This is a genomic window from Sphingopyxis sp. EU05-FHT14B03 (assembly GCF_058790875.1).
On the sequence record NZ_JBYTDC010000001.1, the window covers coordinates 1,173,059 to 1,198,785 of the forward strand.

At 67.3% G+C, this 25,727-nt stretch carries 28 protein-coding genes and 1 tRNA gene; 16 read left to right on the top strand and 13 right to left on the bottom strand.

Going from position 1 to position 25,727, the window contains the following annotated elements:
- The first annotated feature begins 28 nt into the window (after positions 1-28).
- Together AC3WS4_RS05735 and AC3WS4_RS05740 are read left to right on the top strand one after the other, a co-directional pair.
- Positions 29-1,756 carry an N-acyl-D-amino-acid deacylase family protein gene (locus tag AC3WS4_RS05735; protein WP_492735818.1) on the top strand — a complete coding sequence of 576 codons (1,728 nt, stop codon included), beginning with the start codon at positions 29-31 and terminating at the stop codon, positions 1,754-1,756.
- A gap of 69 nt (positions 1,757-1,825) precedes the next feature.
- Entirely contained in the window at positions 1,826-2,797 is a 972-nt protein-coding gene (locus AC3WS4_RS05740; protein WP_492735816.1) for a quinone oxidoreductase family protein, read from the top strand.
- A 121-nt stretch (positions 2,798-2,918) separates the two neighbouring features.
- Here AC3WS4_RS05740 and AC3WS4_RS05745 read toward each other — a convergent pair.
- Positions 2,919-2,994: transfer RNA gene (locus AC3WS4_RS05745), tRNA-Val, on the bottom strand.
- Between the two features lie 160 nt (positions 2,995-3,154).
- On the opposite strand from AC3WS4_RS05745, the gene AC3WS4_RS05750 reads away from it, so the two are divergent.
- The gene (locus AC3WS4_RS05750; protein ID WP_492735814.1) at positions 3,155-4,405 is read left to right on the top strand and encodes a hypothetical protein; all 1,251 of its coding nucleotides are present in this window, start codon (positions 3,155-3,157) and stop codon (positions 4,403-4,405) included.
- Here the strand turns inward: AC3WS4_RS05750 and AC3WS4_RS05755 are convergent.
- Positions 4,381-5,415: a MarR family transcriptional regulator gene (locus tag AC3WS4_RS05755; RefSeq protein WP_492735812.1), complete on the bottom strand. Its 1,035-nt coding sequence runs from the start codon at positions 5,413-5,415 to the stop codon at positions 4,381-4,383. The genes AC3WS4_RS05750 and AC3WS4_RS05755 overlap by 25 nt on opposite strands.
- A 239-nt stretch (positions 5,416-5,654) precedes the next feature.
- Here AC3WS4_RS05755 and AC3WS4_RS05760 point away from each other — a divergent pair, with 239 nt between their 5' ends.
- The 6 genes from AC3WS4_RS05760 to AC3WS4_RS05785 are packed head-to-tail and all read left to right on the top strand — an operon-like array spanning position 5,655 to position 9,419.
- Positions 5,655-6,242 carry a thermonuclease family protein gene (locus AC3WS4_RS05760; protein WP_492735810.1) on the top strand — a complete coding sequence of 196 codons (588 nt, stop codon included), beginning with the start codon at positions 5,655-5,657 and terminating at the stop codon, positions 6,240-6,242.
- A 46-nt stretch (positions 6,243-6,288) separates the two neighbouring features.
- On the top strand, positions 6,289-6,666 hold the full coding sequence (gene crcB, locus AC3WS4_RS05765) for a fluoride efflux transporter CrcB (RefSeq protein ID WP_492735808.1): 378 nt from the start codon (positions 6,289-6,291) through the stop codon (positions 6,664-6,666).
- Positions 6,663-7,880: an RluA family pseudouridine synthase gene (locus AC3WS4_RS05770; protein WP_492735806.1), complete on the top strand. Its 1,218-nt coding sequence runs from the start codon at positions 6,663-6,665 to the stop codon at positions 7,878-7,880. The genes crcB and AC3WS4_RS05770 overlap by 4 nt, the downstream gene beginning before the upstream one ends.
- Positions 7,880-8,500 (top strand): FMN-binding negative transcriptional regulator, encoded by a 621-nt coding sequence (locus AC3WS4_RS05775; RefSeq protein ID WP_492735804.1) that lies wholly within the window; start codon positions 7,880-7,882, stop codon positions 8,498-8,500. The genes AC3WS4_RS05770 and AC3WS4_RS05775 overlap by 1 nt, the downstream gene beginning before the upstream one ends.
- A complete protein-coding gene (locus AC3WS4_RS05780) occupies positions 8,497-8,733 on the top strand; it encodes a hypothetical protein (RefSeq protein ID WP_056344294.1) in 237 nt (78 codons plus the stop codon). The genes AC3WS4_RS05775 and AC3WS4_RS05780 overlap by 4 nt, the downstream gene beginning before the upstream one ends.
- On the top strand, positions 8,730-9,419 hold the full coding sequence (locus tag AC3WS4_RS05785; protein WP_492735802.1) for an ATP12 family chaperone protein: 690 nt from the start codon (positions 8,730-8,732) through the stop codon (positions 9,417-9,419). The genes AC3WS4_RS05780 and AC3WS4_RS05785 overlap by 4 nt, the downstream gene beginning before the upstream one ends.
- Before the next feature lie 157 nt (positions 9,420-9,576).
- On the opposite strand, the gene AC3WS4_RS05790 is transcribed toward AC3WS4_RS05785, so the two are convergent.
- From AC3WS4_RS05790 to AC3WS4_RS05810, 5 genes are all read right to left on the bottom strand, one after another.
- Positions 9,577-10,380 carry a crotonase/enoyl-CoA hydratase family protein gene (locus AC3WS4_RS05790; protein ID WP_187139130.1) on the bottom strand — a complete coding sequence of 268 codons (804 nt, stop codon included), beginning with the start codon at positions 10,378-10,380 and terminating at the stop codon, positions 9,577-9,579.
- A complete protein-coding gene (locus AC3WS4_RS05795) occupies positions 10,381-10,995 on the bottom strand; it encodes a 2-hydroxychromene-2-carboxylate isomerase (RefSeq protein ID WP_492735800.1) in 615 nt (204 codons plus the stop codon).
- A 20-nt stretch (positions 10,996-11,015) separates the two neighbouring features.
- Entirely contained in the window at positions 11,016-11,495 is a 480-nt protein-coding gene (locus AC3WS4_RS05800; RefSeq protein ID WP_492735798.1) for a hypothetical protein, read from the bottom strand.
- 56 nt (positions 11,496-11,551) lie between these two features.
- A complete protein-coding gene (locus tag AC3WS4_RS05805) occupies positions 11,552-13,075 on the bottom strand; it encodes an acyl-CoA synthetase (protein ID WP_492735796.1) in 1,524 nt (507 codons plus the stop codon).
- A 153-nt stretch (positions 13,076-13,228) separates the two neighbouring features.
- A complete protein-coding gene (locus AC3WS4_RS05810; RefSeq protein WP_262408163.1) occupies positions 13,229-13,954 on the bottom strand; it encodes a winged helix-turn-helix domain-containing protein in 726 nt (241 codons plus the stop codon).
- 88 nt (positions 13,955-14,042) lie between these two features.
- Here AC3WS4_RS05810 and AC3WS4_RS05815 point away from each other — a divergent pair, with 88 nt between their 5' ends.
- Positions 14,043-15,575 carry a class I adenylate-forming enzyme family protein gene (locus AC3WS4_RS05815; RefSeq protein WP_492735794.1) on the top strand — a complete coding sequence of 511 codons (1,533 nt, stop codon included), beginning with the start codon at positions 14,043-14,045 and terminating at the stop codon, positions 15,573-15,575.
- A 219-nt stretch (positions 15,576-15,794) separates the two neighbouring features.
- Here the strand turns inward: AC3WS4_RS05815 and AC3WS4_RS05820 are convergent, their stop codons facing one another.
- The 4 genes from AC3WS4_RS05820 to AC3WS4_RS05835 form a co-directional block, all read right to left on the bottom strand.
- On the bottom strand, positions 15,795-16,220 hold the full coding sequence (locus AC3WS4_RS05820) for a DUF5990 family protein (RefSeq protein ID WP_492735792.1): 426 nt from the start codon (positions 16,218-16,220) through the stop codon (positions 15,795-15,797).
- A 1-nt stretch (position 16,221) separates the two neighbouring features.
- On the bottom strand, positions 16,222-17,811 hold the full coding sequence (locus tag AC3WS4_RS05825; protein ID WP_492735790.1) for a DHA2 family efflux MFS transporter permease subunit: 1,590 nt from the start codon (positions 17,809-17,811) through the stop codon (positions 16,222-16,224).
- 119 nt (positions 17,812-17,930) lie between these two features.
- Positions 17,931-19,055 carry an HlyD family secretion protein gene (locus AC3WS4_RS05830; RefSeq protein ID WP_492735788.1) on the bottom strand — a complete coding sequence of 375 codons (1,125 nt, stop codon included), beginning with the start codon at positions 19,053-19,055 and terminating at the stop codon, positions 17,931-17,933.
- On the bottom strand, positions 19,055-19,501 hold the full coding sequence (locus AC3WS4_RS05835) for a MarR family winged helix-turn-helix transcriptional regulator (RefSeq protein ID WP_056344324.1): 447 nt from the start codon (positions 19,499-19,501) through the stop codon (positions 19,055-19,057). Before AC3WS4_RS05835 ends, AC3WS4_RS05830 begins: the two co-directional genes overlap by 1 nt.
- Before the next feature lie 118 nt (positions 19,502-19,619).
- On the opposite strand from AC3WS4_RS05835, the gene AC3WS4_RS05840 reads away from it, so the two are divergent.
- The 4 genes from AC3WS4_RS05840 to AC3WS4_RS05855 all read left to right on the top strand — a co-directional run bounded on the left by AC3WS4_RS05840 (position 19,620) and on the right by AC3WS4_RS05855 (position 23,371).
- Positions 19,620-20,267 (top strand): 2-hydroxychromene-2-carboxylate isomerase, encoded by a 648-nt coding sequence (locus AC3WS4_RS05840; protein WP_492735786.1) that lies wholly within the window; start codon positions 19,620-19,622, stop codon positions 20,265-20,267.
- A complete protein-coding gene (locus AC3WS4_RS05845) occupies positions 20,264-20,701 on the top strand; it encodes a GFA family protein (protein ID WP_492735784.1) in 438 nt (145 codons plus the stop codon). The genes AC3WS4_RS05840 and AC3WS4_RS05845 overlap by 4 nt, the downstream gene beginning before the upstream one ends.
- A complete protein-coding gene (locus AC3WS4_RS05850) occupies positions 20,698-21,450 on the top strand; it encodes an alpha/beta fold hydrolase (RefSeq protein WP_492735782.1) in 753 nt (250 codons plus the stop codon). The genes AC3WS4_RS05845 and AC3WS4_RS05850 overlap by 4 nt, the downstream gene beginning before the upstream one ends.
- A gap of 76 nt (positions 21,451-21,526) precedes the next feature.
- Entirely contained in the window at positions 21,527-23,371 is a 1,845-nt protein-coding gene (locus AC3WS4_RS05855; RefSeq protein WP_056344336.1) for a M2 family metallopeptidase, read from the top strand.
- 51 nt (positions 23,372-23,422) lie between these two features.
- Here the strand turns inward: AC3WS4_RS05855 and AC3WS4_RS05860 are convergent, their stop codons facing one another.
- Entirely contained in the window at positions 23,423-23,749 is a 327-nt protein-coding gene (locus tag AC3WS4_RS05860; RefSeq protein ID WP_492735780.1) for an ArsR/SmtB family transcription factor, read from the bottom strand.
- Positions 23,750-23,798: 49 nt separating this feature from the next.
- Here AC3WS4_RS05860 and AC3WS4_RS05865 point away from each other — a divergent pair, with 49 nt between their 5' ends.
- Positions 23,799-24,281: an SRPBCC family protein gene (locus AC3WS4_RS05865; RefSeq protein ID WP_492735778.1), complete on the top strand. Its 483-nt coding sequence runs from the start codon at positions 23,799-23,801 to the stop codon at positions 24,279-24,281.
- A 6-nt stretch (positions 24,282-24,287) separates the two neighbouring features.
- On the opposite strand, the gene AC3WS4_RS05870 is transcribed toward AC3WS4_RS05865, so the two are convergent.
- Complete coding sequence (locus tag AC3WS4_RS05870) at positions 24,288-24,725, bottom strand: winged helix-turn-helix transcriptional regulator (RefSeq protein ID WP_492735776.1); 438 nt, start codon at positions 24,723-24,725, stop codon at positions 24,288-24,290.
- 70 nt (positions 24,726-24,795) lie between these two features.
- Here AC3WS4_RS05870 and AC3WS4_RS05875 point away from each other — a divergent pair, with 70 nt between their 5' ends.
- Entirely contained in the window at positions 24,796-25,602 is an 807-nt protein-coding gene (locus tag AC3WS4_RS05875) for an SDR family NAD(P)-dependent oxidoreductase (protein ID WP_492735774.1), read from the top strand.
- Positions 25,603-25,727 lie beyond the last annotated feature (125 nt).

The following is a 25,727-nucleotide window of genomic DNA, read 5'->3' on the forward strand; positions in this document are numbered from 1 at the left end:
TCGGGCGACAAGCAGGATGGGAACCAAGATGGCCGATTATGACCTGGTGATTCGCGGCGGAACGATATTCGACGGACTCGGCCATCGCGGCGAGGCGGCGGACCTTGCGGTCAAGGACGGGCGCATCGTCGCGATCGGCCAGATCGAGGGCAAGGGGCGCGAAGAGATCGAGGCGGCGGGGCGAATCGTCACCCCGGGCTTCGTCGACGTCCACACCCATTATGACGGGCAGGCGCTTTGGGAAAACCGCCTCGCGCCCTCGTCCAACCATGGCGTGACCACCGCTGTCATGGGCAATTGCGGCGTCGGCTTCGCACCCTGCAAACCCCACCAGCGCGACATTCTCGTCGCGGTGATGGAGGGGGTGGAGGATGTTCCCGAGGTCGTGATGACCGAGGGCCTGCCGTGGAACTGGGAAACCTTTCCCGAATATCTCGACGTCCTCGATACCCGCGAACTCGACATCGATATCGCCGCGCAACTGCCGCATTCGGCGCTGCGCGTTTTCGTGATGGGCGAACGCGCGGCCGATCATGAGCCGCCGACCGCCGAGGATCTGGCGCAGATGCGCGCGCTGACGACCGAGGCGATCCATGCCGGGGCGCTGGGGGTCAGCACCTCGCGCAACCTGATGCACCGCACGAAGGCGGGGGAATTGGCCCCCAGCCTCCATTCCGAAGAGGATGAGCTGATCGCGCTCGCGAACGGCCTGCGCGACGCGGGCGACGGCGTGTACCAGATCATCCCGCGCGTCATGGGACCCGCGGCCGACGAGTTCGCGCTGATGCGCCGGCTCGCCGAGGCATCGGGCCGGCCGCTATCCTATTCGCTGCTCCAGATGCCGACGGGCGACCCCGACGAATGGCGCGTGTCGCTCGACAGGCTGTCGGCGGCACGCAGCGACGGATTGCCGATTTGCGCCCAGGTCGCGCCGCGGCCGGTGGGCATGCTCTATGGGCTCGATCTCAGCTTCCACCCCTTTTCGCTCCATCCCAGCTTCCGGCCGTTGCTCGACCGGCCGCTGGCGGACAAGGTCGCGGCGATGCGCGATCCGGCGTTCCGGGCGCAGCTGCTGTCCGAACGGCCCGAGGACAGCAATCCGGTATCGGTGAAGACGGTGCAGGCGTTCCGCTATGCCTATCCGATGGGCGCGGCGCCCGATTACGAACCCGACCTCGCCGACCGCATCGATACCCGCGCCGCGGCGCTCGGTATCACGGCCGAGGAGCATGCCTATGATTTGCTGCTCGAGCAGGACGGCAAGGCGCTGCTCTACCAGCCGGGCGCCAATTATCGCGACGGAAACCTCGACGCGGTGCACGCCATGCTGGCGCATCCGGGCACGGTCGTCGGTCTGGCCGACGGCGGCGCGCATTATGGCATGATCTGCGACGCCAGCTTTCCCACCTTCTTCCTCAAGCGCTGGGCCGCCGATGCCGACCCCGACCAGCGCATCCCGCTCGAAACCGCGATCGCCGCGCTGACCAGTGAACCCGCCGACATGATCGGGCTTGGCGACCGGGGCCGGCTGACGGTGGGGGCCAAGGCCGATATCAACATCATCGATTTCGCCGCGCTGCGCCTCCACAACCCCTCGGTCGTCAACGATCTGCCGGCGGGCGGGCGGCGGCTGCGGCAACTGGCCGACGGCTATGACGCGACCATCGTTTCGGGCGTGGTGACCTATCGGCACGGCCGGCACACCGGCGCGGTGCCGGGACGCCTGGTGCGCGGCGCGCGCCCGCTGGCCGCTTAACGGAACAGCGCCCAGGCCCCGCAGCGCCGATCGACAGGCGGGGCTTCAACCGATCGAAAGGGATGGCGGATGGCGCAGGCGATCATGCTCAGACAATATGGCGACCCGGCCGCGCTGCGCGCCGAGCCGGTCGAGATCGCCGCATTGGCACCGGGCGAACTGCTGCTTCGCCAGACCGCCATCGGCGTGAATTTTCACGACATCTATGTGCGGTCGGGCGCTTACAAGACGCTCGCCCTTCCCGGCACACCCGGTCTCGAGGCCGTGGGTGTCGTCGAAGCGGTCGGGCCGGGGGCGCGGGGGTTCTCGGTTGGCGACCGGGTGGCGTATATCGATTCCTCCTACGGCGCCTATGCCGATGAACGCAATATACGCGCCGACCTGTGTGTGCGCCTGCCCGAACCGATCGAGGATCGGGTCGCGGGCACGATGTTTCTCAAAGGGCTGACCGCCGCCGTTCTGCTGCACCGCGTCCGGCAGGTGCGGGCGGGCGATACGATTCTCGTCCACGCCGCCGCCGGGGGTGTCGGGCGCCTCCTCGTGCAATGGGCCTCGCGTATCGGCGCGCGGGTCATCGGCACGACGGGGTCGCGCGAAAAGGCCGCCGCCGCCCGCGCCCATGGCTGCGACGAGGTCATTCTCTATGGCGAGGAGGATGTCGCCGAGCGCGTGCTCGACCTGACCCGCGGCGCCGGCGTCGATATCGTCTATGACGCGGTCGGACGCGACACGTTCGACGGGTCGCTGAAATCGCTTGGTCTGCTTGGTCATCTCGTCAACTATGGCCAGGCGTCGGGACCCGTCGCCCCCTTCGACATCTCGCGGCTGGCGATGAAGGGCCTGACAATCTCGCGCCCGGCCTATGCGCACCATGTCCGCACCCCCGAAGCGCTCCACGCAATCGCCGCCATGTTTTTCGGCGCGATCGAAACGGGCATTCTGAAAGCCGAACGCGGTATCGCCTACCCGCTGACCGACGCCGCGCTGGCGCATCGCGCATTGGAGGACCGGGCCGCGGGGCCCTTTGTCCTCATCCCCTGACCTTCGGGTTTTCCCCAACCGCGTTGGGTCGTGGGCGGACAGGCGGCGACGAAACGGTCGCCGATGTCCGAAACGCCGCACAACGCGGACCGAGGCTCAAGCGTCTTCGCCGATGCCTGTGTGGTGGGCGCTGACGGGCTCGAACCGCCGACCCTCTCGGTGTAAACGAGATGCTCTACCAACTGAGCTAAGCGCCCCCTTTCGGAGAAGCGCGCCCCTGCCATAAGCCGCCGTCGCTGGCAAGCGGCCGAGCGGAGGTAGCGCGAGGCGCCTTTGCGCATAAACGGAAAATAATCCTTCTCTCCCTAACGTCGGCCCTTTGGCGGGATGGGGGCGAATATGTCGAACGGCGCGAGGATGAAGGCCCTGCTGCTTGCCGGCGCGGCCATGCTGGCGGCGACCGGCTGCGCACCCAGGAAGGCGCCGGTCGCGACCGGGTGCCTCGCCGAGGCCGATCGCCATGCCGGCGCCGACGCGATCCGCAGGGCGCCGCGGGCGGCGAGCGAGGATCCCGAATTGTGCGAAGGATTGGCGCTGCTCGCCGAGCGCAAGGCGCAGCCCGCGATCGCGGCGCTGGAGGCCGCGGCCGGGCGCATGGCCGAGGCGGACCGCTGGTCGGCGCAGGGCTATCTGGCGCGCGCGCTGGCGCTCGACGGCCAGGGCGAACGCGCGCTGCAAAACTGGGACGAGGCGATCGAGGGCGCGACCCGGACGGGCCATGTCGATCGCGAGACTATCTTTCGCGCCGACCGCGGCGTGCTGTTCGCGCAGCAAAAACAATATGGCCCCGCGCTCGCCGATTTCGAGGCCGTCTATCGCCGGGCGAAGCAGCCGAAGGCCAAATCCGAAATGGCCTATATGGCGCTCAAAGTCTCGGTATCGGCCGGCAATCTGGCGTCGGTCGAGCGCTGGTACCCGCTGGCGGTCCGCGCCGCCGAGGCGGTCGGCGATGCGACGAAGGTCGCCTATGCGACCCAGTTTTACGGCCAGATGCTCGACGAGCGGCAGGACTATGACGCGAGCGCGAAACTCTATCAGCGGGGCGTCGACCGTATCGCGGGTTCGGGCAGCAAATATCTGCACGCCGAGATGCTGGAATTTCAGGGCCAGTCGCGCTTCGCCGCGGGCGACTATCGCGGCGGCGAACGCGCCTATGCGCAGGCGGCCGAGATGTTCCGCCAGGCCGGGCGGGCCGACTATGCCGCCTTCCTCGAAAAAAATCTGAAGGCGAGCACCGGGCGGTTCGAGGCGGGTCACGCCTGCGCCGCGCTCGTCGAAGAGCGGCGCTATGACGCCGCGGCCGCGGCGGTAACCGACATCCCGCGCGAGCGGCGCAGCTTCGGCGCGAAAACCTGCCTCGTCGATGCGCTCGACGGCGCCGGCGACACCGGCCGCGCCCAGCGCGAACTCGACGATCTGCTGACGTCGACCGAACCGGGCGGCTGGCCTTGCGACGAGCTGAAGGCGCTGTCCAGGCGGGTGGGCCATGCCCCGCCCATAAAATCGTCGGTTCCCGGGCCACCGCCCGCGGCGCGGCCGGCCCCGCCGCAGACATGCGCCGAAGCGATCGCGCAGGCCGAGGCCTATTCCTCCAGCGCCTCGAAATAACGCGCCAGCGCATCGAACGCGGCGTCGGCAAGCCCGATGAAGATGCGGCGGCCATCCTGCGGATCGGCCTCGCGCACGAACAGCCCGGCGTCGGTCATCGTCTTGATCCAGCGCAGCGCGGTCGTCGCGGGGACCGCGGCGGCGATGCACAGGCTCGATACCGACACCGGCTGGCGTTCGAGCCGCGCGGCGTACAGGTCGAGCAGCATGTCCCACGCCGGATCGGCGAACAGGTCGGCGGGGAAATATTGTTCGCGCATCCGGCGCTGGCGCAGCATCCGGCGCACCGCTTTGGCGCGCTGGCGATGCACGGTGCGTTCCTCGGGCTCGAAGCTGCGCGGGCCTGCGGCGTAATCGCGCGCCGGCGAACGGACGAGGCCGCCGGACTCGCCAAAATTCTCTTCGCGCGGCGCCAGCGCGGGCGGCGTGCCGGCGAGGCCGCGCTGGCCCGACAGGTCGCCGAGCAGCCGCGCGATGCGCGCGACCTCGTCCTGCAACCGGTCGATCCGTTCCATCGCCTCGTCGCGCGCGATGTCATGGACCGCCGTGCGCAGCGACCGCGAGGCCGCGGCGAGCGCGACGAGGCGGTCGGCGGCATCGGCATCGACCAGCCATTCGGTGCGGATCGACGCCGGGACCATCGCCGCGACGCGGTCGAGCGCGCCGAGCGCGGTTTCGCACACCAGGGCGCATTCCATCGCGAGCACCGCATCGCAAATTTCGGCGAGCGTCTCGCTTTCGATCGTCTCGGCGTCGATCAGCCACACGATATCGGGCAGCGCCATGGTGCGCAGATGGGCGGCGATCCGGGTCGGCGGGATATGGTCGACCACCCGCGCCCGCCCGGTGTGCGTCAGATCGGCGCCGATCGCCCGCGGCCCGACGAAAAGCACCGCCGCCGGGCCGACGTCGGCATCGGCGGGCGCATCCCACCGCGGCGGGGCAAGTGAGTCGAAGCGAACCGGCGGCAAGGCCGATATCCGCGGGTCCGTGTCGATCCTGTGGTCCATCGTGCCGCCCCTTTCCTCGCCGTGTCTCCGCCTTGGCGTCCTTATGTCGTCAAAATGGTGATATTCACCTTTTGTTCGCTCCAGAGTGCCGCCGATCCGGATGCTGACCGATGATAGCCAGCCTTTGATCCGGATCGCGCGGGTGGAATAACATCCATTTTGGACATGTTTTGTTCTCCTCGTCAATCCCCTATTCGCGCTTGCCAGACCCGCGCCATCCCCGCACTGATCGCGATACCATGCTGCCGCGCCCCTCCCTCTCCACCCGCCTGCGCTGGCGGCGGCGCCTCCGCTCGCTGGGCGCCTTGCTGCTCCTCGCGGCGATGGCGGGCGCGGTCTGGTTCGCGCAGCCGGCACCGACCCGGACCATCCCGCTCGTCCATGTCATCGACGGCGACAGCCTTACCGTGACGCACGACGGCACCGCGCGCACGATTCGCCTGACCGGGCTCGATGCCGTCGAATATCGCCAGGATTGCGCGCGCGCCGATGGCCGCCGCTGGGCCTGCGGGCACGAGGCGCGCGCCGCGCTCGCGCGCCTTGCCGGGCGAGGGCCGCTGCACTGCACGCTGGCGGCGAAGGACAAATATGGCCGCACCCTCGCCGCCTGCCGCACCCGGCCCGAACCCGACGGCGTCGATCTGGCGACCGAAATGATCCGCCAGGGCTGGGCGGTCGCCACCGACGACGCCCACCTGCCCGACGAGGGCGAAGCGCAGCTTGCGCGGCGCGGGATCTGGCAGGGCGATTTCGACCGGCCCGCCGACTGGCGCGCGGTGCACGAACGCGCCGCGACCGCCGTCGGCGCCGCGGCGGCCGACCGCTGACGACGCACGGCTTTCCGCCGCGCGCTTTTGCGGCTAGGGCGGGCGGATGAACGGCCTTTTTCCTGTGATGATCGGCGGCGCCCTCGGCGCCGGCGCGCGGCACCTCGTCGGCGGCGCGATGCTCGCGCGCCTCGGTCCCGGCTTCCCCTGGTGGACACTGTCGATCAATATCGCCGGCAGCCTGTTGATGGGCGTGCTGATCGGCTGGCTCGCGCGCAGCGGCGGGACCGAAGCGGCGCGCCTGTTCTTCGGCGTCGGCGTGCTCGGCGGCTTCACGACCTTCTCGGCTTTCAGCATGGAGTTCTGGACGCTGTTCGAACGCGGACAGAGCGCACAGGCCTTCACCTATGTCCTCGCCTCGGTGGTCGGCGCGATCGCTGCCTGCGGTCTCGGCTTGCTCGTCATGCGGCAGGTGCCGGCATGAGCAAGATCGACATGGACGGCGCAACGATCGCCGAAGAGGACGACGGCATCCGGCTCGACCGCTGGTTCAAACGCCATCGCGCCGGGACGCCGCACGCGCTGCTCGCGCGCTGGGCGCGGTCGGGGCAGCTGACGCTCGACGGCAAAAAGGCCGATGTGTCGGACCGCATCGCGACCGGGCAGACGCTCGTCATGCCGTCGCCGCCGGTCGAGACCGCTGCACGTCCGGCACGCAAGGGCCGCGCGCTGACCGACGCCGACGTCGAACTCGCGACCGGCATGCTGATCCACCGCGACGCGAGCGCGCTGGTGCTCAACAAGCTGCCGGGACTCGCGACGCAGGGCGGCACCAAGACCGAACAGCATGTCGACGGACTGCTCGACGCGTTGAAATTCGACGGACCGACACGGCCGAAGCTCGTACACCGGCTCGACAAGGACACGTCGGGTGCGCTGCTGATCGCGCGCACGCCAAAGGCGGCCGCCTATTTCGCCAAGAGTTTTTCGAATCGCAGCGCGAAAAAGACCTATTGGGCGCTGATCGTCGGGGTTCCTGAAATCCAGCAGGGCGAGATCGACCTGCCGCTCGCCAAACAGCCCGGATCGGGCGGCGAGAAGATGCATGTCCATGACGACGGCCTGCCATCGAAGACGCGCTACCGCGTCATCGAGCGCGCCGGGAACAGCGCGGCGTGGGTCGAGCTCCAACCGCTGACCGGGCGCACCCACCAGCTGCGCGTCCATATGGCGGCGATCGGCCACCCGATCGTCGGCGACGGCAAATATGGCGGCAAGGGCGCGTTCCTGACCGGGACGATCAGTCGCAAGATGCATCTGCACAGCCGGCGCCTCCGCATCGACCATCCCGACGGCGGCGCGATCGACATAAGCGCCGAGGTGCCCGACCATTTCGCCGCAAGCCTCGACGCGCTGGGCTTCGACACCCTGCTCGGCCAGATCGGCATCGACGCGCAGGAAAAAGGTCCGCCGCCCAAATCGGCGCTGAAGGCGCAGGCCAAGGCGCACAGCAAGCAAATCCGCAAGGCCCGGCGCGGCGAACGGCGCGGGCGCACCGCCGACAGCAAGCCGACCGACTTCGTCGGCAAGCCGAAGCCCAAACCCAAGGCCAAATCGGGCAAGCCGACGACGCCGAAACCCGCCGGCAAGAAACCGACCGCGAAAAAGCACCCGGCGCGGCCCGCCAAGCCGCGCTGATGCATCCCGATCCCGCCTTCCGGCCCAAGGACGACGACCTCGCCGCGCTGCTGGTGCGCGAGATCGGCTTCGCCGCGATTTTCGCGAGCACCCCCGACGGCCCGCGCGTCGCGCATGCGCCGGTGGTGCTGGGCGCCGACAATCGCACGCTGCAATTCCACCTGTCGCGCGGCAACGGGCTGGCCCGGCATCTCGATGGCGCCGCGGCGCTCGCGGTGGTGCAGGGTCCCGACGCCTATGTCAGCGCGAGCTGGTACGCCGCGCCCGACCAGGTCCCGACCTGGAATTATGTCGCGGTCGAAATGGAGGGCAAGGCCCGCAAACTCGACCGCGAGGCGCTGATCGGCCAGCTCGATACGCTGTCGGCGCTCCATGAGGGGCGCATCGGCATCGACCCGCCGTGGACCCGCGACAAGATGAGCCCGGCGATTTTCGGCAAGATGGCGGATGCGATCACCGGGTTCGAAATGACCATCACCGCCTGGCGCCCGACGCTCAAGCTATCGCAGAACAAGCCCGCCGACGAACGCACGCGGGTGGCGGGCGCACTGCAAGCGCAGGGCCATGGCGCGCTCGCCCATTTGATGGACCAGCTCGCTGGTCGAGGAGAAAGACGATGACCGCCGCCGACGAAGCGCTCGCCAAGAAACGCTATTTCGCGATCAACCTGATGCGCATCATCGGCGCGCTGCTCATCATGGCGGGCTTTCTGCTCGTCGCGGGGCGCTGGGACCTGGCGGGACAACCGACCGACCGCTATATCGGCATCGCGGTGGTGCTGATGGGCGCGTTCGATTTTGCGGTTTTTCCGCTGCTGCTCGCGCGCCGCTGGCGGACGCCCAAAGAGCTATGAAGCGTTTCTGGAAAGAGGCCAGCGTCGTCGAGGAGGGCGGCGGCTGGGGCATCACGCTCGACGGGCGCCCGGTGCGGACCCCGCAGCGCGCGCCGCTCGCGGTCGCAAACCCCGCGCTTGCCGAAGCGATCGCCGCCGAATGGCAGGCGCAGGGCGAGACCGTCGATCCCGCGGCCATGCCGCTGACCGGCCTCGCCAACGCGGCGATCGATCTGGCGATGCCGGGCCCCGCCGTCTTTGCCGAACCCGTCGCCGCTTATGCCGCGACCGACCTCTTCTGTTATCGCGACGACCGCGACGCCTTGCTGCAGGCTGAGCAGGCGGCGGCATGGAACCCGCTGCTGGCCTGGGCCGAGGCGCGGTACGGGGTCGAGTTCGAGATTACGCGGGGCATTTTACCGATCGACCAGCCGCCCGCGACAGTGGCGGCGTTGCGCGCGGCGGTGCTGGCGCTCGATCCGTGGCGGATGACGGCGCTGACCCCGCTGGTGACCATCGGCGGGTCGCTGGTCGCGGGGCTTGCAATGGTCGAGGGGGCGTTCGATCCCGAGGATTTGTGGTCGGCGGTCAGCCTCGACGAGCATTATCAGGAGCGGCGCTGGGGCGCCGATGCGCTGGCGCAGGCGCAACGCGCGGCGCACAAGCGCGACTGGGACAATGCGGTGCGGTTTTTGGGATTGCTTTGATTTCGATCCTCCCTGTCGCGAAGCGATGGGGAGGTGGCAGCGCGGAGCGCTGACGGAGGGGCCGACGCCATAAACGCCGGTTTGCGGTGCATTGCCCCTCCACCACCCGCTTTGCGGGCGGTCCCCCTCCCCATGGCTTCGCCACAGGGAGGATTTTTCAGTCCGCGAAATTCGGCGCCCGCTTTTCCATGCCCGCCATCACCGCCTCGATCTGGTTCGGGGTGCGGATCACCAGCACCTGCTCATCGCTCTCGGCCTGCAGAATCTCGGCGTCGCTTGCGTCGGCGAGCATGTTGCACAGCCGCTTGGCGCCGCGGATCGCGTGCGGATTCTTGTTCGCGATCACCGCCGCGAGGTCCATCGCCTTCGCCAGCGGGTCGTCCGAGACATGCGTCGCGAAACCGAGCAGCTTCGCCTCCGACCCGTTGAATTCGCGGTTGGTATAGATCATCTCGCGTAGCACATCGTCGGCGACCTGGGTGCGCCACAGCGCCATGCCGGCAACATCGGGGACGAGACCCCAGCGCATTTCCATGATCGCGATGCGCGTGTCGGGATGAACGATGCGGATGTCGGCGGCGGCCATGATCTGGCTGCCTGCGCCGAACGCAACGCCGTGCACCGCCGCGATCACCGGCACCGGCAGCTCGCGCCAGCCCCACGCCGCATATTGGGCGTTGTTCGAAACCCCGCGGGTGCGGTCGGACAGCGTGCCGCCCGCGCTGCTCGCGCCCGGATCGCGGTCGGCGCTGAGGCTCGACAGGTCGAGCCCGGCACAGAAAGCGCGCCCCTCACCCGACAGCACGACGACGCGGAGGCCCGCGGTCGCCTTGAGCTGGTCGATCGCCTCGGCCAGCGCCGCCCACATCGCCGCGTCGAGCGCGTTCATCTTGTCGGCGCGGATCAGCCGGACATCGGCGATGCCACCTTCCAGCATGGTGATCGAAATGCGGTCTTTCATTCAGGCTTCCTTGGAGAGCGCCGCTGCGACGAGCGGCAGTTGGTCGTTTCCGAAATACATGTCGTCGCGATCGACGAAGATCGTCGGCGAGCCATAGCCGCCGCGCGCGATCACTTCCTCGGTATTGGTCCGCAGCCGCGCCTTGACCGCATCGCTGCCCGCCGCCGCCGCGAGCGCGACGCCATCCAACCCCTCGGCATCGGCGACCGCCGTCAGCACCGCGACATCGTCGAGATTTTCCTGCCGGTCGAAATAGCTCGCGAAGGCGGCGCGCGCGAAACGGACGAGCGCGGCCTGATCGTCCTCGAGCGCGCAGCAGAAACGCATCGCCGCGATGCTCTTCGCCGGATGCCATTGCGACGGGAAATTCATCGGCACGCCCGCGAGCCGTGCCCAGTCCTTAAGCACCTTCCAGCTGTGCTGCAGCCGCCGGTTGTCGGCCTGTTCGCGCGCCGCATAGACTGCGGGGTTCACCGCGTTGAACACCCCGCCGACCAGGATCGGACGGTAACGCGCGCTCGCCCCGGCCCGTCCGAGCACGCCCGGCAAATTGTGGAAGGCGAGACAGGTCCAGGGCGAGGACAGGTCAAAAAAGAATTCGACGCGTTCTTTCACCCCGGACCTCCCTGCATGGTTCAGCCGACCTTGAGTTCGATGTCGGGCACGCCCGGACAGGCGATCCGCACCGACTTATAGGCGGGCAGCGCGTTCGGGATGTCGAGGCTGAGGTCTACCTTCGTCACCACCTGCGGCGTCGCGCCGTCGGGCGCGTTCGCGCGCAGCAGCACGACCTGGTTCGGCGGGTTCATCTTGTCGAGCGGGCCGGCCTGCAGCGCGGTCGCATAGCCCGCGACCGGCGCATTGGCGGTGCCGCTGATCTTGAGCGTCTTGGTCGCGGCATCGATCGTCGCCGCCAGCTTGACGTCGGCCAGCTTGTTGCAGGCGTTGGGTTTCGCGGGATCGATCGGGATCGCCGCGGGCGCCGCCACGGGGCCGGCGGTTGCCGCGGTCGCGGCCGGGTCGGCCGTCTGGTCGGCCGGCGGCGCGTCCTTCTTGCCGCATCCTGCCAGTCCCACGGCGACTATCATCGCCGCCGTCATCATCGCCTTGTTCATAAGTCAGCCTCCAACATCGGGGCGGCGGCCTGTCGGTCCGCCGCCGACTCGCGCGGTCAGTTTGCCCGCGCCCAATATTGGTCGCGGAGCAGGCGCTTGTATAGCTTGCCGGTGTCGTGGCGCGGCAGCGTTTCCATGAAATCGATGCGGCGCGGGACTTTGACGCCCGACAGCTTTTCGCGGCAATAGGCGATCAAATCGTCGCGCAGCGCGTCGCCGGCGTCGGCCATGTTCGCCGGCTGGATCACCGCGATCACTTCCTCGCCGAAATCGTCGTGCGGCCCGCCCACGACCGCGACGTCGGCGACCGCGGGGTGGGTGACCAGATGATTCTCGATCTCCTGCGGATAGACGTTCACGCCGCCGGTGATGATCATGAAGCTCTTGCGGTCGGTGAGGTAGAGGAAGCCTTCTTCGTCAACCTTGCCCACATCGCCGAGGGTCGACCAGCCCTTCGAGTTGCGGCTCGACGCGGTCTTCTCATTATCCCCATGATATTCGAAGACATTTTCGCTTTCGAAGAAAACGCAGCCTTCTTCGTTCGGGCCAAGCTCGGTTTCATTGTCCTCGCCCATGACATGCACCGCGCCGAGGATCGGGCGACCGACACTGCCCTTGTGGGTCAGCCAGTCGGCGCTGGAGATGAAGGTCATGCCATTGCCCTCCGATCCCGCATAATATTCGAAGAGCACCGGACCCCACCATTCGATCATCGCCTGCTTGACCGGCACCGGGCACGGCGCCGCGGCGTGGATCGCGACCTTCATCGACGACACGTCGTAGCGCGCACGGGTCTCGTCGGGCAGCTTGAGCATGCGCACGAAATGGGTCGGCACCCACTGGCTCGAATTGACGCGATATTTTTCGATGAACGACAGCGCCGCCTCGGGATCGAATTTCTTCATCAGCACGACGGTGCCGCCCAGCCGGTGGACGGTCATCGACCAGCGCAGCGGCGCGGCGTGATAGAGCGGCGCCGGCGACAGATAGACGCTGTCGGCGTTCATCTGGAACACCGCCGCCGCCAGCATCACCAGGCTGTTCGTCGCGTCGATCGCCGGATCCTCGGGCAGCGGCACGCGCACCCCCTTGGGACGGCCGGTGGTCCCCGACGAATAGAGCATGTCGACCCCGGCGCGCTCGTCGGCGACCGGCGTCGCGGGCATCGCAGCGACGGCCTCTTCCCAATTCGCGTAGCCGGGGATGGCGCCGCCCATCGCGAACCGCTCGATTTGCGTCGTCAGCTGCTGCGCGGCGCCCGCGAGGCTCGCCGAAACGACGAGCAGCCGCGCACCCGAATTTTCGAGGATATAGTCGGTCTCGTCCTGCGTCAGCCGCGACGAGATGCAGACATAGCGCAGCCCCGCGCGCTGCGCGCCCCAGGTCAGCCCATAATAGTCGGGCGTGTTGTCGAGCATGTAAGCGACGACATCGTCATGCCCCAGGCCATGCGCACGGAACAATTGTGCGACGCGATTCGACGCGGCGTCGAGCTCGCCATAGCTGATCGTCGCCCCGGTTTCGGCAACGATGATCGCGGGCTTGTCGGGGTTGCTGCGCGCGTGGACGGACGGATGCATCGGGGACCTCTCCAGCAGGGATCATTGGTTTCTTTATGTCCGAAGTCAGTAGCAAGCTGAAACTTTTGGTCAAGCGACGGCGGCACGGCAGCGGTGCGAAGCGCAGGATCGGTCAAATCGCGGCAGCAAATGGGTCAAATGACCGCCCCGTTTTCAGAACGGGGGATCCTCGGGCCGCGAGCGGAGCGCATAGCCCTGTCCCTTGACGGTGCATAGCATCGGCCAGGCGAAGCCGCGGTCGACCTTGGCGCGCAGCCGCGACATATGCACCTCGACCCGGTTGGTGCCGGGATCGAAATCGATGCGCCACACCGCCCGGAGCAGCGCGACGCGCGACACCGGCCGGTCGGGCGCGCGCGCGAGGTTGGCGAGCAGGTCGAATTCGCGCAGCGGCAGGCGGATCTCGCGTCCCGCGCGCTCGACCCGGCGGTCGATCAGGTCGATCCGCAACTCACCCCCGCCCAGTTGTCCCGCGGCCATCCGGCTCCGCCGGACCAGCCCGGCGATTCGCGCGACGACCTCGGCCGGATCGTCGACCCAGCCGACCGCATCGTCGGCGCCGGCAGCGAGCGCGAGCATCCGGTCGGCGCGGCTGTCGCGATCGGACAGGATCAGCAAGGGCCGCCGCGCCGCGATCGCGCGCGCGAGGCCGACGAGACCGGCAGGATCGTGCGACTCGGCGAAGGGATCGACGGCGAGCAGGTCGAAACAGCCATCGCGCCAGACGCGGCCACCGCCGGCGAGCGGCGGCAGGCACATGGCGCGAAATCCGCCGGCCTCGAGCGCGCAGGCAAGCCGGTGCGCGCGCGCCGCGATCGCATGGTGGACGCCGATCAGCGGCGGGGGTCCGGTCGCGGCGCGACGGTCGCTTTGCTCCAATCGCCCCTCCCCCGCGCGTCACATCATTTCGATCGGTCCCCTTTTCGCTCCGTTGCACCGTGCCACCGCTGTGCTAACGAACCGCTTCATGACCGCACCCGAAATGCTCGCCGGCGACTTCGCCACCCTGCCCGACCTGATCCGCGCCCACGCCGCCGAACGCCCCGATGCGATAGCCGCGGCCGATCCGATTCGGCGCCTGAGCTGGTCCGAACTGGACGCATTGGTCGATCGCATCGCGGCGCGGCTGCAGCAGGACGGCTTCGCGAAAGGCGATCGCACCGCGGTCGCCGGGCTGAACAGCGTCGAGCAGATGGCGGCGATCCTGGGCACGCTGCGCGCCGGCGGGGTCGCGGGCCTCATCACCAACAGCGCCACGGGCGAACAGATGGCGGCGATGATCGCCGACACCGGCGCGCGCCACCTGTTTCTCGACAGCGCCGCATCGGCGAGCCTCGAAGGGCAAGTCGTCACCGCGAGCGACCGCGTCGCGATCGACGGCAGCGACGTCGGCACCCCGATGGACGCCTGGCTGGCGCTCGCGGGCGCGAAACCGGCGCCGGTCGATATCGGTCCCGACGATGGCTTCAACATCATCTATTCGTCGGGGACGACGGGCACGCCGAAGGGCATCGTCCACAGCCATGCGATGCGCTGGCAGCATATCCAGCGCGGCGCCCCCGCCTATGGCCGCGACGCGGTGACGATCCTGTCGACCCCGCTCTATTCGAACACCACGATGGCGAGCTTCCTCCCCACCGTCGGGTCGGGCGGCCAGGTCGTGCTGATGAAGAAATTCGACGCGCGCGGCTTCCTCGAACTCGCGAGCCGCGAGCGCGCGACGAACACGATGCTGGTGCCGGTGCAATATCGCCGCATCATGGCGCTCGAGGATTTCGACAGCTTCGACCTCGACAGCTTCGTGATGAAATATTGCACCTCGGCGCCCTTCGCCGCGACGCTGAAGGCCGATGTGCTGAAGCGCTGGCCCGGCGGCCTCGTCGAAATCTATGGCATGACCGAGGGCGGCGCCTCGTTCATCCTCGAGGCGCATCATTTCCCCGACAAGCTGCACACCGTCGGCCGCCCGGCACCGGGCCATATCGCGAAGGTGATCGACGAGGACGGCAACGAACTGCCGCAGGGGTCGGTCGGCGAAGTCGTCGGGCGCTCGCCGGCGATGATGACCGGGTACAACAACCGCCCCGACGCGACCAAGGCGATGCACTGGCACGATGCCGACGGAAACCTCTTCTATCGCCACGGCGACATCGGGCGGATCGACGAGGACGGCTTCCTGACGCTGATGGACCGCGCCAAGGACATGATCATCTCGGGCGGCTTCAACATCTTCCCGAGCGACCTCGAGGGCATTTTGCTCGCCGACGACCGGGTCGTCGAGGCGGCGGTGGTCGGCATGCCGAGCGAGGAATGGGGCGAGACGCCGGTGGCGTTCGTGGTGCTGAAGGACGGCGCCGACGCCGAGAGCGTGCGCGCCGACTGCAACGCCAAGGTCGGCAAGACCCAGCGGATCAGCGCGATCACCGTGGTCGACGAACTGCCGCGCAGCCCGATCGGCAAGGTGCTGAAGCGCGAACTGCGCGACCGTTACGCCCGGTAACGACCGAGAGTCGCCCTCTCTTGTCTCGTCACCCCGGACTAGATCCGGGGTCCCGCTTGAGGTCGAAGCCTGCCGATGCTTTAAAAGAGCGGGATCCCGGATCTAGTCCGGGATGACGATGGGAAATGAGGCGACGTCCGCTGCCCACCCCAAAACCGCCGCTAGCCCCAATGCCCGATATTCGGCATCGGCGGATGAGGGGCGGCCCTCGCCCCCTTCTCAAACCATTCGCCGCGCCGTAACCGCGACCGTCGCGCAGGCGGGCGTGCCGTCCTTGCCGGTTCCGTCCACCGAAATCGCGATGCGCCCGCCATCCGTCGCCGCGGCGTCGAGCATGGCCTGTTCGATGTCGTGGATGTCGATCTTCATCCGGCGGGACCATGGCGAAGACGGGTCGCCCGCCATCTGCCCGATGCGGATATAGACGAAGCGCCGCTGGGGTCCCTCGCGCCGCACCTGATCGCCAAGGAATTTCGGCCCCGGTCCGACGCGGATAGCGAAATCGAAGGCCAGCGGCTCGCCCGCGTCCGACGCTCTGGCATCGAGGGGGCCGCCGTCCCTGCCCTGCAGGCTGTGGAGCACGCCGGGTACCGGCCGGTCGATGACGATCCGCATTCGAACCTCATGCTGGTCCACGCGCGCCATCCTAATGCCCCATATCCGCCATCGACGCCTTTGCCGCCCCCGGCTTCGGCGGGCGGAGCAGCAGCACCAGCGGGATCGACGCCAGCGTCACCCACATCATCAGCCAGAAATCGTCGATATAGGCGACCATCGCCGCCTGCCGGTTGATCTCGGCGTTGATCATCGCCAGCGCGGTGTCGCCCGCGATGCCGAAGCGGTCGGCGGTCGACGGGTCGAGCAGGCTGACCGAGCTGTTGGTGACATGGCTCGCCAGATCCTCGTGGCTGCGCTGGATATTGGCGCCGAGCAGCGTCGTGACGGTCGAGATGCCGACCGACGCGCCGACGCTGCGCAGAAGGTTGAGGATGCTCGACCCGTCGGTGCGATACTGCGGCGGGATCGTCGCAAAGGCCATGGTGTTGAGCGGGATGAAGATCAGCCCCATGCCCAGCCCCTGCACGATGCCGCTGATGATCACCGGCTGCATCCCCATTTCCAGCGACCAGTGGCTCATCTGCCACAGCGACAGCGCGGCGATGAGCAAGCCCGAGCCCACCATCCAGCGCGCATCGATCTTGCCCAGCATCTGCCCCGCGAACCACATGCTGGCGAGGATGCCGACCCCGCGCACCGCGAGCACGACGCCGGTGTCGATCACCGGCCAGCCGAACAGATTCTGCAGCATCGGCGGCAACAGCGCCATCGACGCGAACATCACCACGCCGATCACGATCATGAACCCCATCGCGGTGACGAGGTTGCGGTCGGCGAGCATCTGGCGGTTGAACAGCGGTGCGCGCGCGGTGATCATATGGACGAGGAACATCCACAGGCACGCGACCGCGACGCCGCATTCGATCCAGATTTCGATGCTGTCGAACCAGTCCTGGTGCGCGCCGCGGTCGAGCATCAACTGCAGCGACGCAAGCCCCAGCGCGAGCATCGAGAAGCCGAACAGGTCGAACTTGCGGTCGCTCTTCTTCGTCGCGGGCAGCAGCGCCCACATCATCGCGATCGTCAGCAGCCCGACCGGCAAATTGACGTAAAAGACCCAGCGCCAATTGGCGCTTTCGGTCAGCCAGCCGCCGAGCAAAGGCCCCAGGATCGGCCCGACCATGATCCCCATGCCCCAGATCGACATCGCGCGCGCCTGTTTGTCGGGCGGGTTGATGTCGAGCATCACCGATTGCGACAGCGGCCCGATGAAGGCGGCGCTGATCCCTTGCAGGAAACGGAATAGCACCATCTGCTCCAGCGACTGCGCGGCGCCGCACGCCATCGAGGTGACGATGAAACCGGTGATCGCGGCGAGGAACAATTCGCGCCGCCCGATGCGGTCGGCGAGCCAGCCGGTGATCGGCATCGCGATCGCCGATGCGAGGATATAGCTGGTCAGCACCCAGGTCACCGTCTCGCTCGTCGCGCCCAGCGCCGACTGCATGTGCGGGATCGCGACATTGGCGATGGTGGTATCGAGAATCTGCATGATCGACGCGCCCATGACGGCGACCATCAGCAGCCCGCGATAGCGGACGCGCTCGTGCAAGGGCCGATCGTCGTCGGCGGGTAGCGTCGCTGCGGGCGAACGCCGGGGAAACGAGCGCGAGGCCATCGGTTCAGACAATAAGCTTCGTCATTGCGAGCGAAGCGAAGCAATCCAGAGTCGCGTAAACCGCCCTGGATTGCTTCGCTTCGCTCGCAATGACGACGTGAGGAGACATCATCCGGGTCCTACTTCCCGGCCACCGAACCATCGCCCGTAAACACCCGCACATCGGCCGACAGCCCGGCGATCATGTCGCGCGACGGCTTTTCGTCGAAGGCGATCTTCACCGGCACGCGCTGGGTCACCTTGACCCAGTTGCCGGTCGCGTTCTGCGCCGGCAGCACCGAAAACTCGCTGCCCGTCCCCGCGCCGATCGTCAGCACATGGCCGCGAATCTTCAGCCCCGGATAGGCGTCGAAGCTGATCTCGGCGCGCTGGCCGATGCGCATATTGGCAAGGTCGGTTTCCTTGAAATTGGCCTCGACCCACGGATGGCCGGTGTCGACGATCGTCACCGCGGGCAGGCCCTGCACCATCATCTGGCCGATCTGCAGCCGGTCGGCCTGCGCGACGCGGCCGGCGTAAGGCGCCCGCACATCGGTACGGCCCAGATTGACCTCGGCCTGCGCGCGCTGGACGCGCGCCGCCTCGACCTGCGGGTTGATCCCGCTCGCGGGGCCGGCGGCAAGCTTGGTGCGCGCCTCGGCGGCGGCGGCTTCGGCCTGCCGCACACGCTCGCGCGCCTGCGCCACCGCGTGGCGCGACGCGTCATAGGCCGCCTTGGTGGTGAAGCCCTTTTCCATCAGCGCCGCCTGGCGGCCGAACGTGACCTCGGCGAATTTCACATCCTCGCGTGCCGCCGCGATGTCGACGGCGGAGGTGTTGGCGCTGGCCGACAGATTGCCGACCTCGACCTGCGCCGCGTCGATCGCCGCGGTCGCCTGCGCGACGTTCAGCCGATAGGGTTCGCCGTCGATGCGGAACAGCAATTGCCCCGCCGTGACATCCTGCCCGTCGCGAACCGCGACCTCGGTGATCCGCCCGCCGACTTCGGCGGCGACCGATACCTTGTCCATCTGGACATAGGCATTGTCGGTCGACACCGATCCGCCGCTGGTCAGCCACCAGCCGGCACCGCCCGCGATCAGCAGCGCCGGCAGGCCGAACATCAGGATGCGGGTGCGCCACTTGGGCGCGTCCCTGGCCTCGGCGGCGGCCGCGGTCACCGGGGGCACGGGGTCGGCCTTCGGCGCGGCTTTCGGCGGCTTGGGATCTTCCGCCGTCGGGCGGTTGGGGGAAAGCTGGTCCATCAGGCGGTCTCTTTTTCTTTTTGGCATTCGCGGCGCGACAAATTGGTGCGGACGCGTTCGACAAGGTCGGTGAGCAGCGCGCGTTCGGCGTCGCTCATGCCCTCGGTGGCTTCGGCGACGACCGCTTTCGCCGTCTGGCGCAAATGGTCGAGCAAGGGCTCGGCCTGGGTGGTCAGGTGGAGCATCCAGGCGCGGCGATCGGTCGGGTCGGCGCGCCGTTCGACCAGCCCCGATTCCTCCAGCCGGTCGATCATCCGCGACAGCGTGATCGGCTCGACCTCGATCAGTTCGGCGAGCGGTCCCTGCCGGATGCCGGGATAGCGCGCGAGATAGGTCAGCACGCGCGATTGCAGCGCGGTGATCCCGCTCTCGCGGGTGCGCGCATTGAACGTGCGGCGGAACATCCGCGCGGTGTCGTTCAGCAGGAATCCGATCGTCTCACTCATGGCATGCGATATAATAGCAGTTGCTACTAAATGCAACCGCATGCTACGCGCCCCCTTCGCCAACATCCGCGATGTGCGCGATGATCGACAAATTACGCGGCCGCGCTATGATCCCCCAATGACCCTCACCGCCGATCTCTTCTGGTCCTTCCGGTCGCCCTATTCCTACCTTTGCATCGGCCGCTATCGCGCGCTCGCGGCGAGCCATCATGTCGATATCAACCTGCGCCCGGTCTATCCGCTCGCGATCCGCCAACCCGACTTCTTCGAGCGCAACCACCCGAACTGGCTGAGCTACACGATGCGCGACATGATCCGCGTCGCGCAGTTTCACGGCATCCCCTTCGGCCCGCCGCGCCCCGACCCGATCGTCCAGAATGTCATGACCCGCGAGATTTCGCCCGACCAGCCCTATATCTATCGCCTCACCCGGATCGGCCAGGCCGCGTCGCGCCGCGGCCGCAGCCTCGCCTTCGCGCATGAGGCGGCGCAGCTCATCTGGGGCGGCGCGCAGGACTGGCACCTCGGCGACCATCTCGCCGGCGCCGCGCGCCGCGCGGGGCTCGATCTCGCCGACCTCGATGCCGAAGCGGTGCGCGATGCCGAGGCCCTCGACACCGAAATCGCCGCCAATCAGGTGGCGCTTGAAATCGCGGGCCACTGGGGCGTGCCGACGCTCGTCTTCGACGGCGAACCCTTCTTCGGCCAGGACCGCATCGAGATGGCGCGCTGGCGGATGGAGCAGAAAGGGCTGCAGCCGCGATGAGCGAAGCCCTGACCGGCGGCTGCCAGTGCGGCGCGGTGCGCTTTTCGACCACGCATGCCGGCCGCGACGCCTATTGGTGCCATTGCCGCATGTGCCAGCGCGCACTCGGCAATGTCGCCGCCGCCTTCTGGAATGTCACCAAGGACAGCGTGGCGTGGGCAGGCGAACGCACCACCTATATGTCGTCGCCCTTTGGCCGACGCGGTTTTTGCGGTGCCTGCGGCACCCCGCTCACCTTCGATTATCCCGATAGCCTGAAGATCGACCTGACCGTCGGCGCCCTCGACGATCCGGGTGCGGTGTCGCTCACCAGCCATTTCGGGACCGAGAGCCGCGTCCATGGCTGGACCGCGGGCGAGGGGCTTCCCGAAATGCGCACCGACGATTATGCGCCGCTGCAGCAACGCTGGGCGAAGGTGCAGGACGCGACATGACGATCGAACCGCAGTTTTTCGAAGCCCGCGACAGCGTCCGGCTGGCGTGGCGCGAACTGGGCGAAGGTCGCCCTGTGGTGTTGCTCCACGGCCTGTTTTCCAGTGCCGAGGTCAACTGGATCAAGTTCGGCACCGCCGCGCGCATCGCCGCCGAGGGCTTTCGCGTCATCATGCCCGACCTGCGCGTTCACGGATCGAGCGACGCGCCACACGACGACTATCTGTATCCACCCGACGTACTGGTGAACGACCTGCAGGATCTGGTCGCCCATCTCGACCTCGGCGATTTCGACCTTGGCGGCTTCTCGCTAGGCGCGCGCACCAGCACGCGCGCCGTCGTGGCGGGCATGACGCCGCGCCGCCTGATCCTTGGCGGGATGGGGCTGGCAGGGTTGGCGGGCTGGCAGCGGCGCGGGCAATTCTTCAAGCGCGTGATCGCCGATTTCGAGACGGCAAAGCGCGGCGACGACACCTGGCTTTCGATCCAGTTCATGAGGACGATGAAGGTCGATCGCATCGCCGCGGGCCATCTGCTCGACAGCTTCACCGACACGGCGCCCGAAGCGCTCGCGGCGCTGACCATGCCAACCCTGCTTGTCTGCGGCGAGCAGGACCAGGACAATGGCTCGGCGCCCGAGCTGGCCGAGGCGCTGCCCGATGCACGGCTAGTCACCATCCCCGGCACCCACATGTCGAGCGTCACCCAACCCGAAATGGGCGAAGCGATGGCCGCCTTCCTCGCGGCTTGACCACGCTGGCGGGCGGGTCCAAGCTGGTGTCATAGCGCCATAGAGCGCAACCACCAGACCCGAGGATACACCCCCCATGAAAGCCATGATTTCGACGCTGTCGCTTGCCCTGTCGCTCGCGCTGGCCGGCCCTGCGCTGGCAGCCGAGAAGAAAGCGGACACGTCCGCGCAGAGCGCCAAGCCCACCGCCGCCGATGCCGATGCCTTCGTCGCGGCGGCCGAAAAGGACCTGTTCGACTATACGGTCGAGAGCAGCCAGGTGAACTGGGTCAACGCGACCTATATCACCGAGGACACCGACGCGATGGCGGCGCGGATCAACGCGGTCGGGACCGAAAAGGCGGTCAAATATGCGCTCGAGGCGGCGAAATTTGCCACCATCCCCGGCCTCAGCCCCGACACCAGGCGCAAACTCGACATCTTGCGGAACGGTCTCGTCCTGCCTGCGCCGACCAAGCCCGGTGCCGCGACCGAGCTCAACCAGATCGCGACCAACCTGCAGTCTCAATATGGCAAGGGGCGCGGCACGCTGGACGGCAAGGAAATTTCGGGATCGGATATCGAGGCCGAGATGGGCAACCTGAACCACACGCCGGCCGAATATGCCGAAATGTGGACGAGCTGGCACGACAATGTCGGCGCACCGATGGGCAAGGATTATGCCCGCATGGTCGCGATCGCCAATGCGGGGTCGAAGGAACTTGGCTTTGCCGACACCGGCGCGATGTGGCGCTCGGGCTACGACATGCCGCCCGAGGAATTCGCCAAGACCACCGAGCGCCTGTGGCAGGAAGTGAAGCCGCTCTACATGGCGCTGCACACCTATGTCCGCTGGAAACTCAACGAGAAATATGGCGATGCGGTGCAGCCCAAGACCGGCCCGATCCGTGCCGACCTGCTCGGCAATATGTGGGCGCAGGAATGGGGCAATATCTATCCGCTCGTCGCGCCCCAAGGTGCGGGCGACCTCGGCTACGACATCGGCGACCTGCTCACCGCGCAGGGCAAGGGCCCGCTCGACATGGTCAAGGCGGGTGAGAATTTCTATTCCTCGCTCGGCATGGCGCCGCTGCCCGAAACCTTCTGGAAGCGCAGCCAGTTCACCAAGCCCGCCGACCGCGAAGTGATCTGCCACGCCTCGGCGTGGGATATCGACAACAAGGACGATATCCGCATCAAGATGTGCATCAAGGTGAATGCCGACGACTTCGTCACCATCCACCACGAACTCGGCCACAATTATTACCAGCGCGCTTACAAGAACCAGCCGACGCTCTACCTCAACGGCGCCAACGACGGCTTCCATGAGGCGATCGGCGATTTCGTCGCGCTGTCGATCACGCCGCAATATCTGGTCGACATCGGCCTGCTCGACAAAGCGAAGGTACCAAGCGCCGACAAGGATATCGGCTTGCTGCTGCGGCAGGCGATGGACAAGGTCGCCTTCCTGCCCTTCGGCCTGCTCGTCGATCGCTGGCGCTGGGGCGTGTTCGACGGCACGATCAAGCCCGCCGATTACAACAAGTCGTGGACCCAGTTGCGGACCCAGTATCAGGGTATCGTCCCGCCGAGCGAGCGGCCGGCCGATGGCTTCGACGCGGGCGCCAAATATCATATCCCGGGCAACACGCCCTACACCCGCTATTTCCTCGCGCGCATTCTGCAGTTCCAGTTCTACAAGGCGGCATGCGATCAGGCGGGCTGGCAGGGTCCGCTCCACCGCTGCTCCTTCTATGGCAACAAGGAGGTTGGCGCGAAGCTCAATGCGATGCTCGAGATGGGGGCGTCGAAGCCCTGGCCTGACGCATTGGAAGCCTTCACCGGCGGGCGTGAGATGTCGGGCAAGGCGATGGCCGAATATTTCGCACCGCTGAAAGCCTGGCTCGACGAGCAGAACAAGGGCAAGCCGACCGGGTGGTGAGAGCCTTGCGATGAAATGAGGATGGCCGGGGAGGCGACTCCCCGGCCCTTTTCATTGGGCTTCGACGCTCTGCTTGAAGCGCGCGAGCCGCGCGGTCGCGGCGGCGGCGTGCGGGCCGATCCAGCGGTCGTGGATGTCCTGGATCGGCACCGCGTTGAGATGGTTCCACCGCTCACGGCCGCGGCGTTCGGCGATGACCAGGCCGGCGCCCTCCAGAACCTTGAGATGCTGCATCACGGTGCAGCGGTCGATTTGCTCGAACATCGCGCATATCGCGCCGGTAGTCAGCGGCTGGTCGCGGAGGGTGTCGAGCATCTGGCGGCGAATGTGCGACGATAAAGCCTTGAAAGTCTTGTCATATTCTTCGTGGATTGACATGTTATAAATTTATAACATATTGTGAAGATAAGCAAGCGGAGAATCGACCATGGAGCTGAAGTTTCGAGTCGCGGCGCGGATCGCGAAGCCGGTGCATGAGGTGTTCGAGGCGGTCGCGGACCCCGCGACACTGTCCAACTATTTCACCACCGGGGGCGCCGAAGGGCGGCTGGAGACCGGCGCGACGGTGACATGGGACTTCCACGACTTCCCCGGCGCCTTCCCGGTCCATGTGATCGAGGTGATGAAGGACGAGAAGATCGTCCTCGAATGGCAGGCGAACGAGGGCGAGACGCCTAACGTGGAGGGCGGCGAACTCAAGGATGCCGATTACCGCACGCGCGTGACGATGAGCTTCAAGGGGCTCGACGACGGCCGCACGCTCGTCGAGATCGCCGAGGAAGGCTGGCGCGAGAACCAAGGGGCGCTCAGCGCATCCTATGGCAATTGCCAAGGCTGGTCGCAGATGCTGTGCGCACTCAAGGCCTGGATCGAACATGGGATCAATTTGCGCGCCGGCATGTATAAATAGGTCCCGCTATTCCGGATATTCGATCCTCAGTTCGCGCGTCCCGAGCGGTGCGCCGGTGTTGGCGTCGATCACCACCGGACGGATCGGCTCGCCGGTTTCGACGTCGACCTGGCGCGTCAGTGCGCCGCCGCCATTATGCTTGCGTCCCCATGCGCCGATCGCGGCGAGGATGGGGAGGAAGTCGCGGCCCTTTTCGGTGAGCAGATATTCGTCGCGCGGCGGGCGCTGGCTGTAGCGGCGCTTTTCGAGCAGTCCCGCTTCGGCGAGCGCGGTGAGGCGGCGTGCGAGGATATTCGGCGCGATGCCGAGGCTGGTCCGCATCTGGTCATAGCGGGTGAAGCCGCGCTGCACGTCGCGCAGCACCAGCATCGACCAGCGATCACCGATCAGCGTCAGGCCGCGGTCGATCGGGCAGGTGCCCGATTTTTTTTCATCGTCGGTCATTGAATGGATATGGAGCAGTCACTATCATTTTGCAAGTGACCCGTTTGGGGCCAGCAAAAGGAGACAGACGATGACCGACAAAATCCAGGGAACCGCCCTCATCACGGGCGCCTCGACCGGCCTTGGGGCCGTATATGCCGACCGCCTCGCCAAGCGCGGCCACGACCTGATCCTCGTCGCGCGCAACGGCGTGCAGCTGGAGGAGCGCGCGACGAAGCTGCGCACCGATTATGGCGTCGCGGTCGACGTGATCGCCGCCGACCTGACCAAAAGCGACGATGTGACGCGGATCGAGCAGCGGCTGATCGACGATACGGGCATCACGCTGTTCGTGAACAATGCCGGCATGTCGCTGAACGGCGGAACGCTGGAAAACGGCACGAGCGAGATCCAGACGATCATCGCGCTGAATATCACTGCCGCGGCGCGGCTGGCGATCGCCGCAGGCAAGGCGTTCGCCGCGCGCGGCACGGGCAAGATCGTCAACATCGCCTCGGTGCTCGCGCTGGCGCCTGAGACGTTCGAAGGTGTCTACAGCGGGTCGAAGGCGTTTCTGCTCAACCTCAGCGTGTCGCTCGCGAACAGCGTCCGCGAACGCGGGGTGCTGGTGCAGGCGGTGCTGCCGGGCGCGACGCGCACCGAAATCTGGGAACGGTCGGGCAAGGATATCGATACGTTTCCGGCCGAGATGGTGATGGACGCCGGCGACCTCGTCGACGCGGCGCTGACCGGTCTCGATCGCGGCGAGGAAGTCACGATCCCGCCGCTCGCCGACGAAGGTCAGTGGGATGCCTATCAGGCGGCGCGGCTGGCGATGGGTCCGGGGCTGTCGCGCCGCGAGGTGGCGGAGCGGTATCGGGCCACGCAAGCGGCTTGACCACGAGCGGCGGGAAAGGGTCGGTTGCGGACAAACCGCCCTTCAAATCCCGCTCGTGTCGAGCGAAGTCGAGACACCCATCGGTAGCGCACGCCTTCGGGGTGTCTCGACTTCGCTCGACGCGA

What these genes read in the sequence shown, in the direction of transcription:
- AC3WS4_RS05735 (WP_492735818.1), top strand. Translation starts at nt 29, where the DNA reads ATGGCCGATTATGACCTGGTGATTCGCGGCGGAACGATATTCGACGGA.
- AC3WS4_RS05740 (WP_492735816.1), top strand. Translation starts at nt 1,826, where the DNA reads ATGGCGCAGGCGATCATGCTCAGACAATATGGCGACCCGGCCGCGCTG.
- AC3WS4_RS05750 (WP_492735814.1), top strand. Translation starts at nt 3,155, where the DNA reads ATGAAGGCCCTGCTGCTTGCCGGCGCGGCCATGCTGGCGGCGACCGGC.
- AC3WS4_RS05755 (WP_492735812.1), bottom strand. Translation starts at nt 5,415, where the DNA reads ATGGACCACAGGATCGACACGGACCCGCGGATATCGGCCTTGCCGCCG.
- AC3WS4_RS05760 (WP_492735810.1), top strand. Translation starts at nt 5,655, where the DNA reads ATGCTGCCGCGCCCCTCCCTCTCCACCCGCCTGCGCTGGCGGCGGCGC.
- crcB (WP_492735808.1), top strand. Translation starts at nt 6,289, where the DNA reads ATGAACGGCCTTTTTCCTGTGATGATCGGCGGCGCCCTCGGCGCCGGC.
- AC3WS4_RS05770 (WP_492735806.1), top strand. Translation starts at nt 6,663, where the DNA reads ATGAGCAAGATCGACATGGACGGCGCAACGATCGCCGAAGAGGACGAC.
- AC3WS4_RS05775 (WP_492735804.1), top strand. Translation starts at nt 7,880, where the DNA reads ATGCATCCCGATCCCGCCTTCCGGCCCAAGGACGACGACCTCGCCGCG.
- AC3WS4_RS05780 (WP_056344294.1), top strand. Translation starts at nt 8,497, where the DNA reads ATGACCGCCGCCGACGAAGCGCTCGCCAAGAAACGCTATTTCGCGATC.
- AC3WS4_RS05785 (WP_492735802.1), top strand. Translation starts at nt 8,730, where the DNA reads ATGAAGCGTTTCTGGAAAGAGGCCAGCGTCGTCGAGGAGGGCGGCGGC.
- AC3WS4_RS05790 (WP_187139130.1), bottom strand. Translation starts at nt 10,380, where the DNA reads ATGAAAGACCGCATTTCGATCACCATGCTGGAAGGTGGCATCGCCGAT.
- AC3WS4_RS05800 (WP_492735798.1), bottom strand. Translation starts at nt 11,495, where the DNA reads ATGAACAAGGCGATGATGACGGCGGCGATGATAGTCGCCGTGGGACTG.
- AC3WS4_RS05805 (WP_492735796.1), bottom strand. Translation starts at nt 13,075, where the DNA reads ATGCATCCGTCCGTCCACGCGCGCAGCAACCCCGACAAGCCCGCGATC.
- AC3WS4_RS05815 (WP_492735794.1), top strand. Translation starts at nt 14,043, where the DNA reads ATGACCGCACCCGAAATGCTCGCCGGCGACTTCGCCACCCTGCCCGAC.
- AC3WS4_RS05820 (WP_492735792.1), bottom strand. Translation starts at nt 16,220, where the DNA reads ATGGCGCGCGTGGACCAGCATGAGGTTCGAATGCGGATCGTCATCGAC.
- AC3WS4_RS05825 (WP_492735790.1), bottom strand. Translation starts at nt 17,811, where the DNA reads ATGGCCTCGCGCTCGTTTCCCCGGCGTTCGCCCGCAGCGACGCTACCC.
- AC3WS4_RS05830 (WP_492735788.1), bottom strand. Translation starts at nt 19,055, where the DNA reads ATGGACCAGCTTTCCCCCAACCGCCCGACGGCGGAAGATCCCAAGCCG.
- AC3WS4_RS05835 (WP_056344324.1), bottom strand. Translation starts at nt 19,501, where the DNA reads ATGAGTGAGACGATCGGATTCCTGCTGAACGACACCGCGCGGATGTTC.
- AC3WS4_RS05840 (WP_492735786.1), top strand. Translation starts at nt 19,620, where the DNA reads ATGACCCTCACCGCCGATCTCTTCTGGTCCTTCCGGTCGCCCTATTCC.
- AC3WS4_RS05845 (WP_492735784.1), top strand. Translation starts at nt 20,264, where the DNA reads ATGAGCGAAGCCCTGACCGGCGGCTGCCAGTGCGGCGCGGTGCGCTTT.
- AC3WS4_RS05850 (WP_492735782.1), top strand. Translation starts at nt 20,698, where the DNA reads ATGACGATCGAACCGCAGTTTTTCGAAGCCCGCGACAGCGTCCGGCTG.
- AC3WS4_RS05855 (WP_056344336.1), top strand. Translation starts at nt 21,527, where the DNA reads ATGAAAGCCATGATTTCGACGCTGTCGCTTGCCCTGTCGCTCGCGCTG.
- AC3WS4_RS05860 (WP_492735780.1), bottom strand. Translation starts at nt 23,749, where the DNA reads ATGTCAATCCACGAAGAATATGACAAGACTTTCAAGGCTTTATCGTCG.
- AC3WS4_RS05865 (WP_492735778.1), top strand. Translation starts at nt 23,799, where the DNA reads ATGGAGCTGAAGTTTCGAGTCGCGGCGCGGATCGCGAAGCCGGTGCAT.
- AC3WS4_RS05870 (WP_492735776.1), bottom strand. Translation starts at nt 24,725, where the DNA reads ATGACCGACGATGAAAAAAAATCGGGCACCTGCCCGATCGACCGCGGC.
- AC3WS4_RS05875 (WP_492735774.1), top strand. Translation starts at nt 24,796, where the DNA reads ATGACCGACAAAATCCAGGGAACCGCCCTCATCACGGGCGCCTCGACC.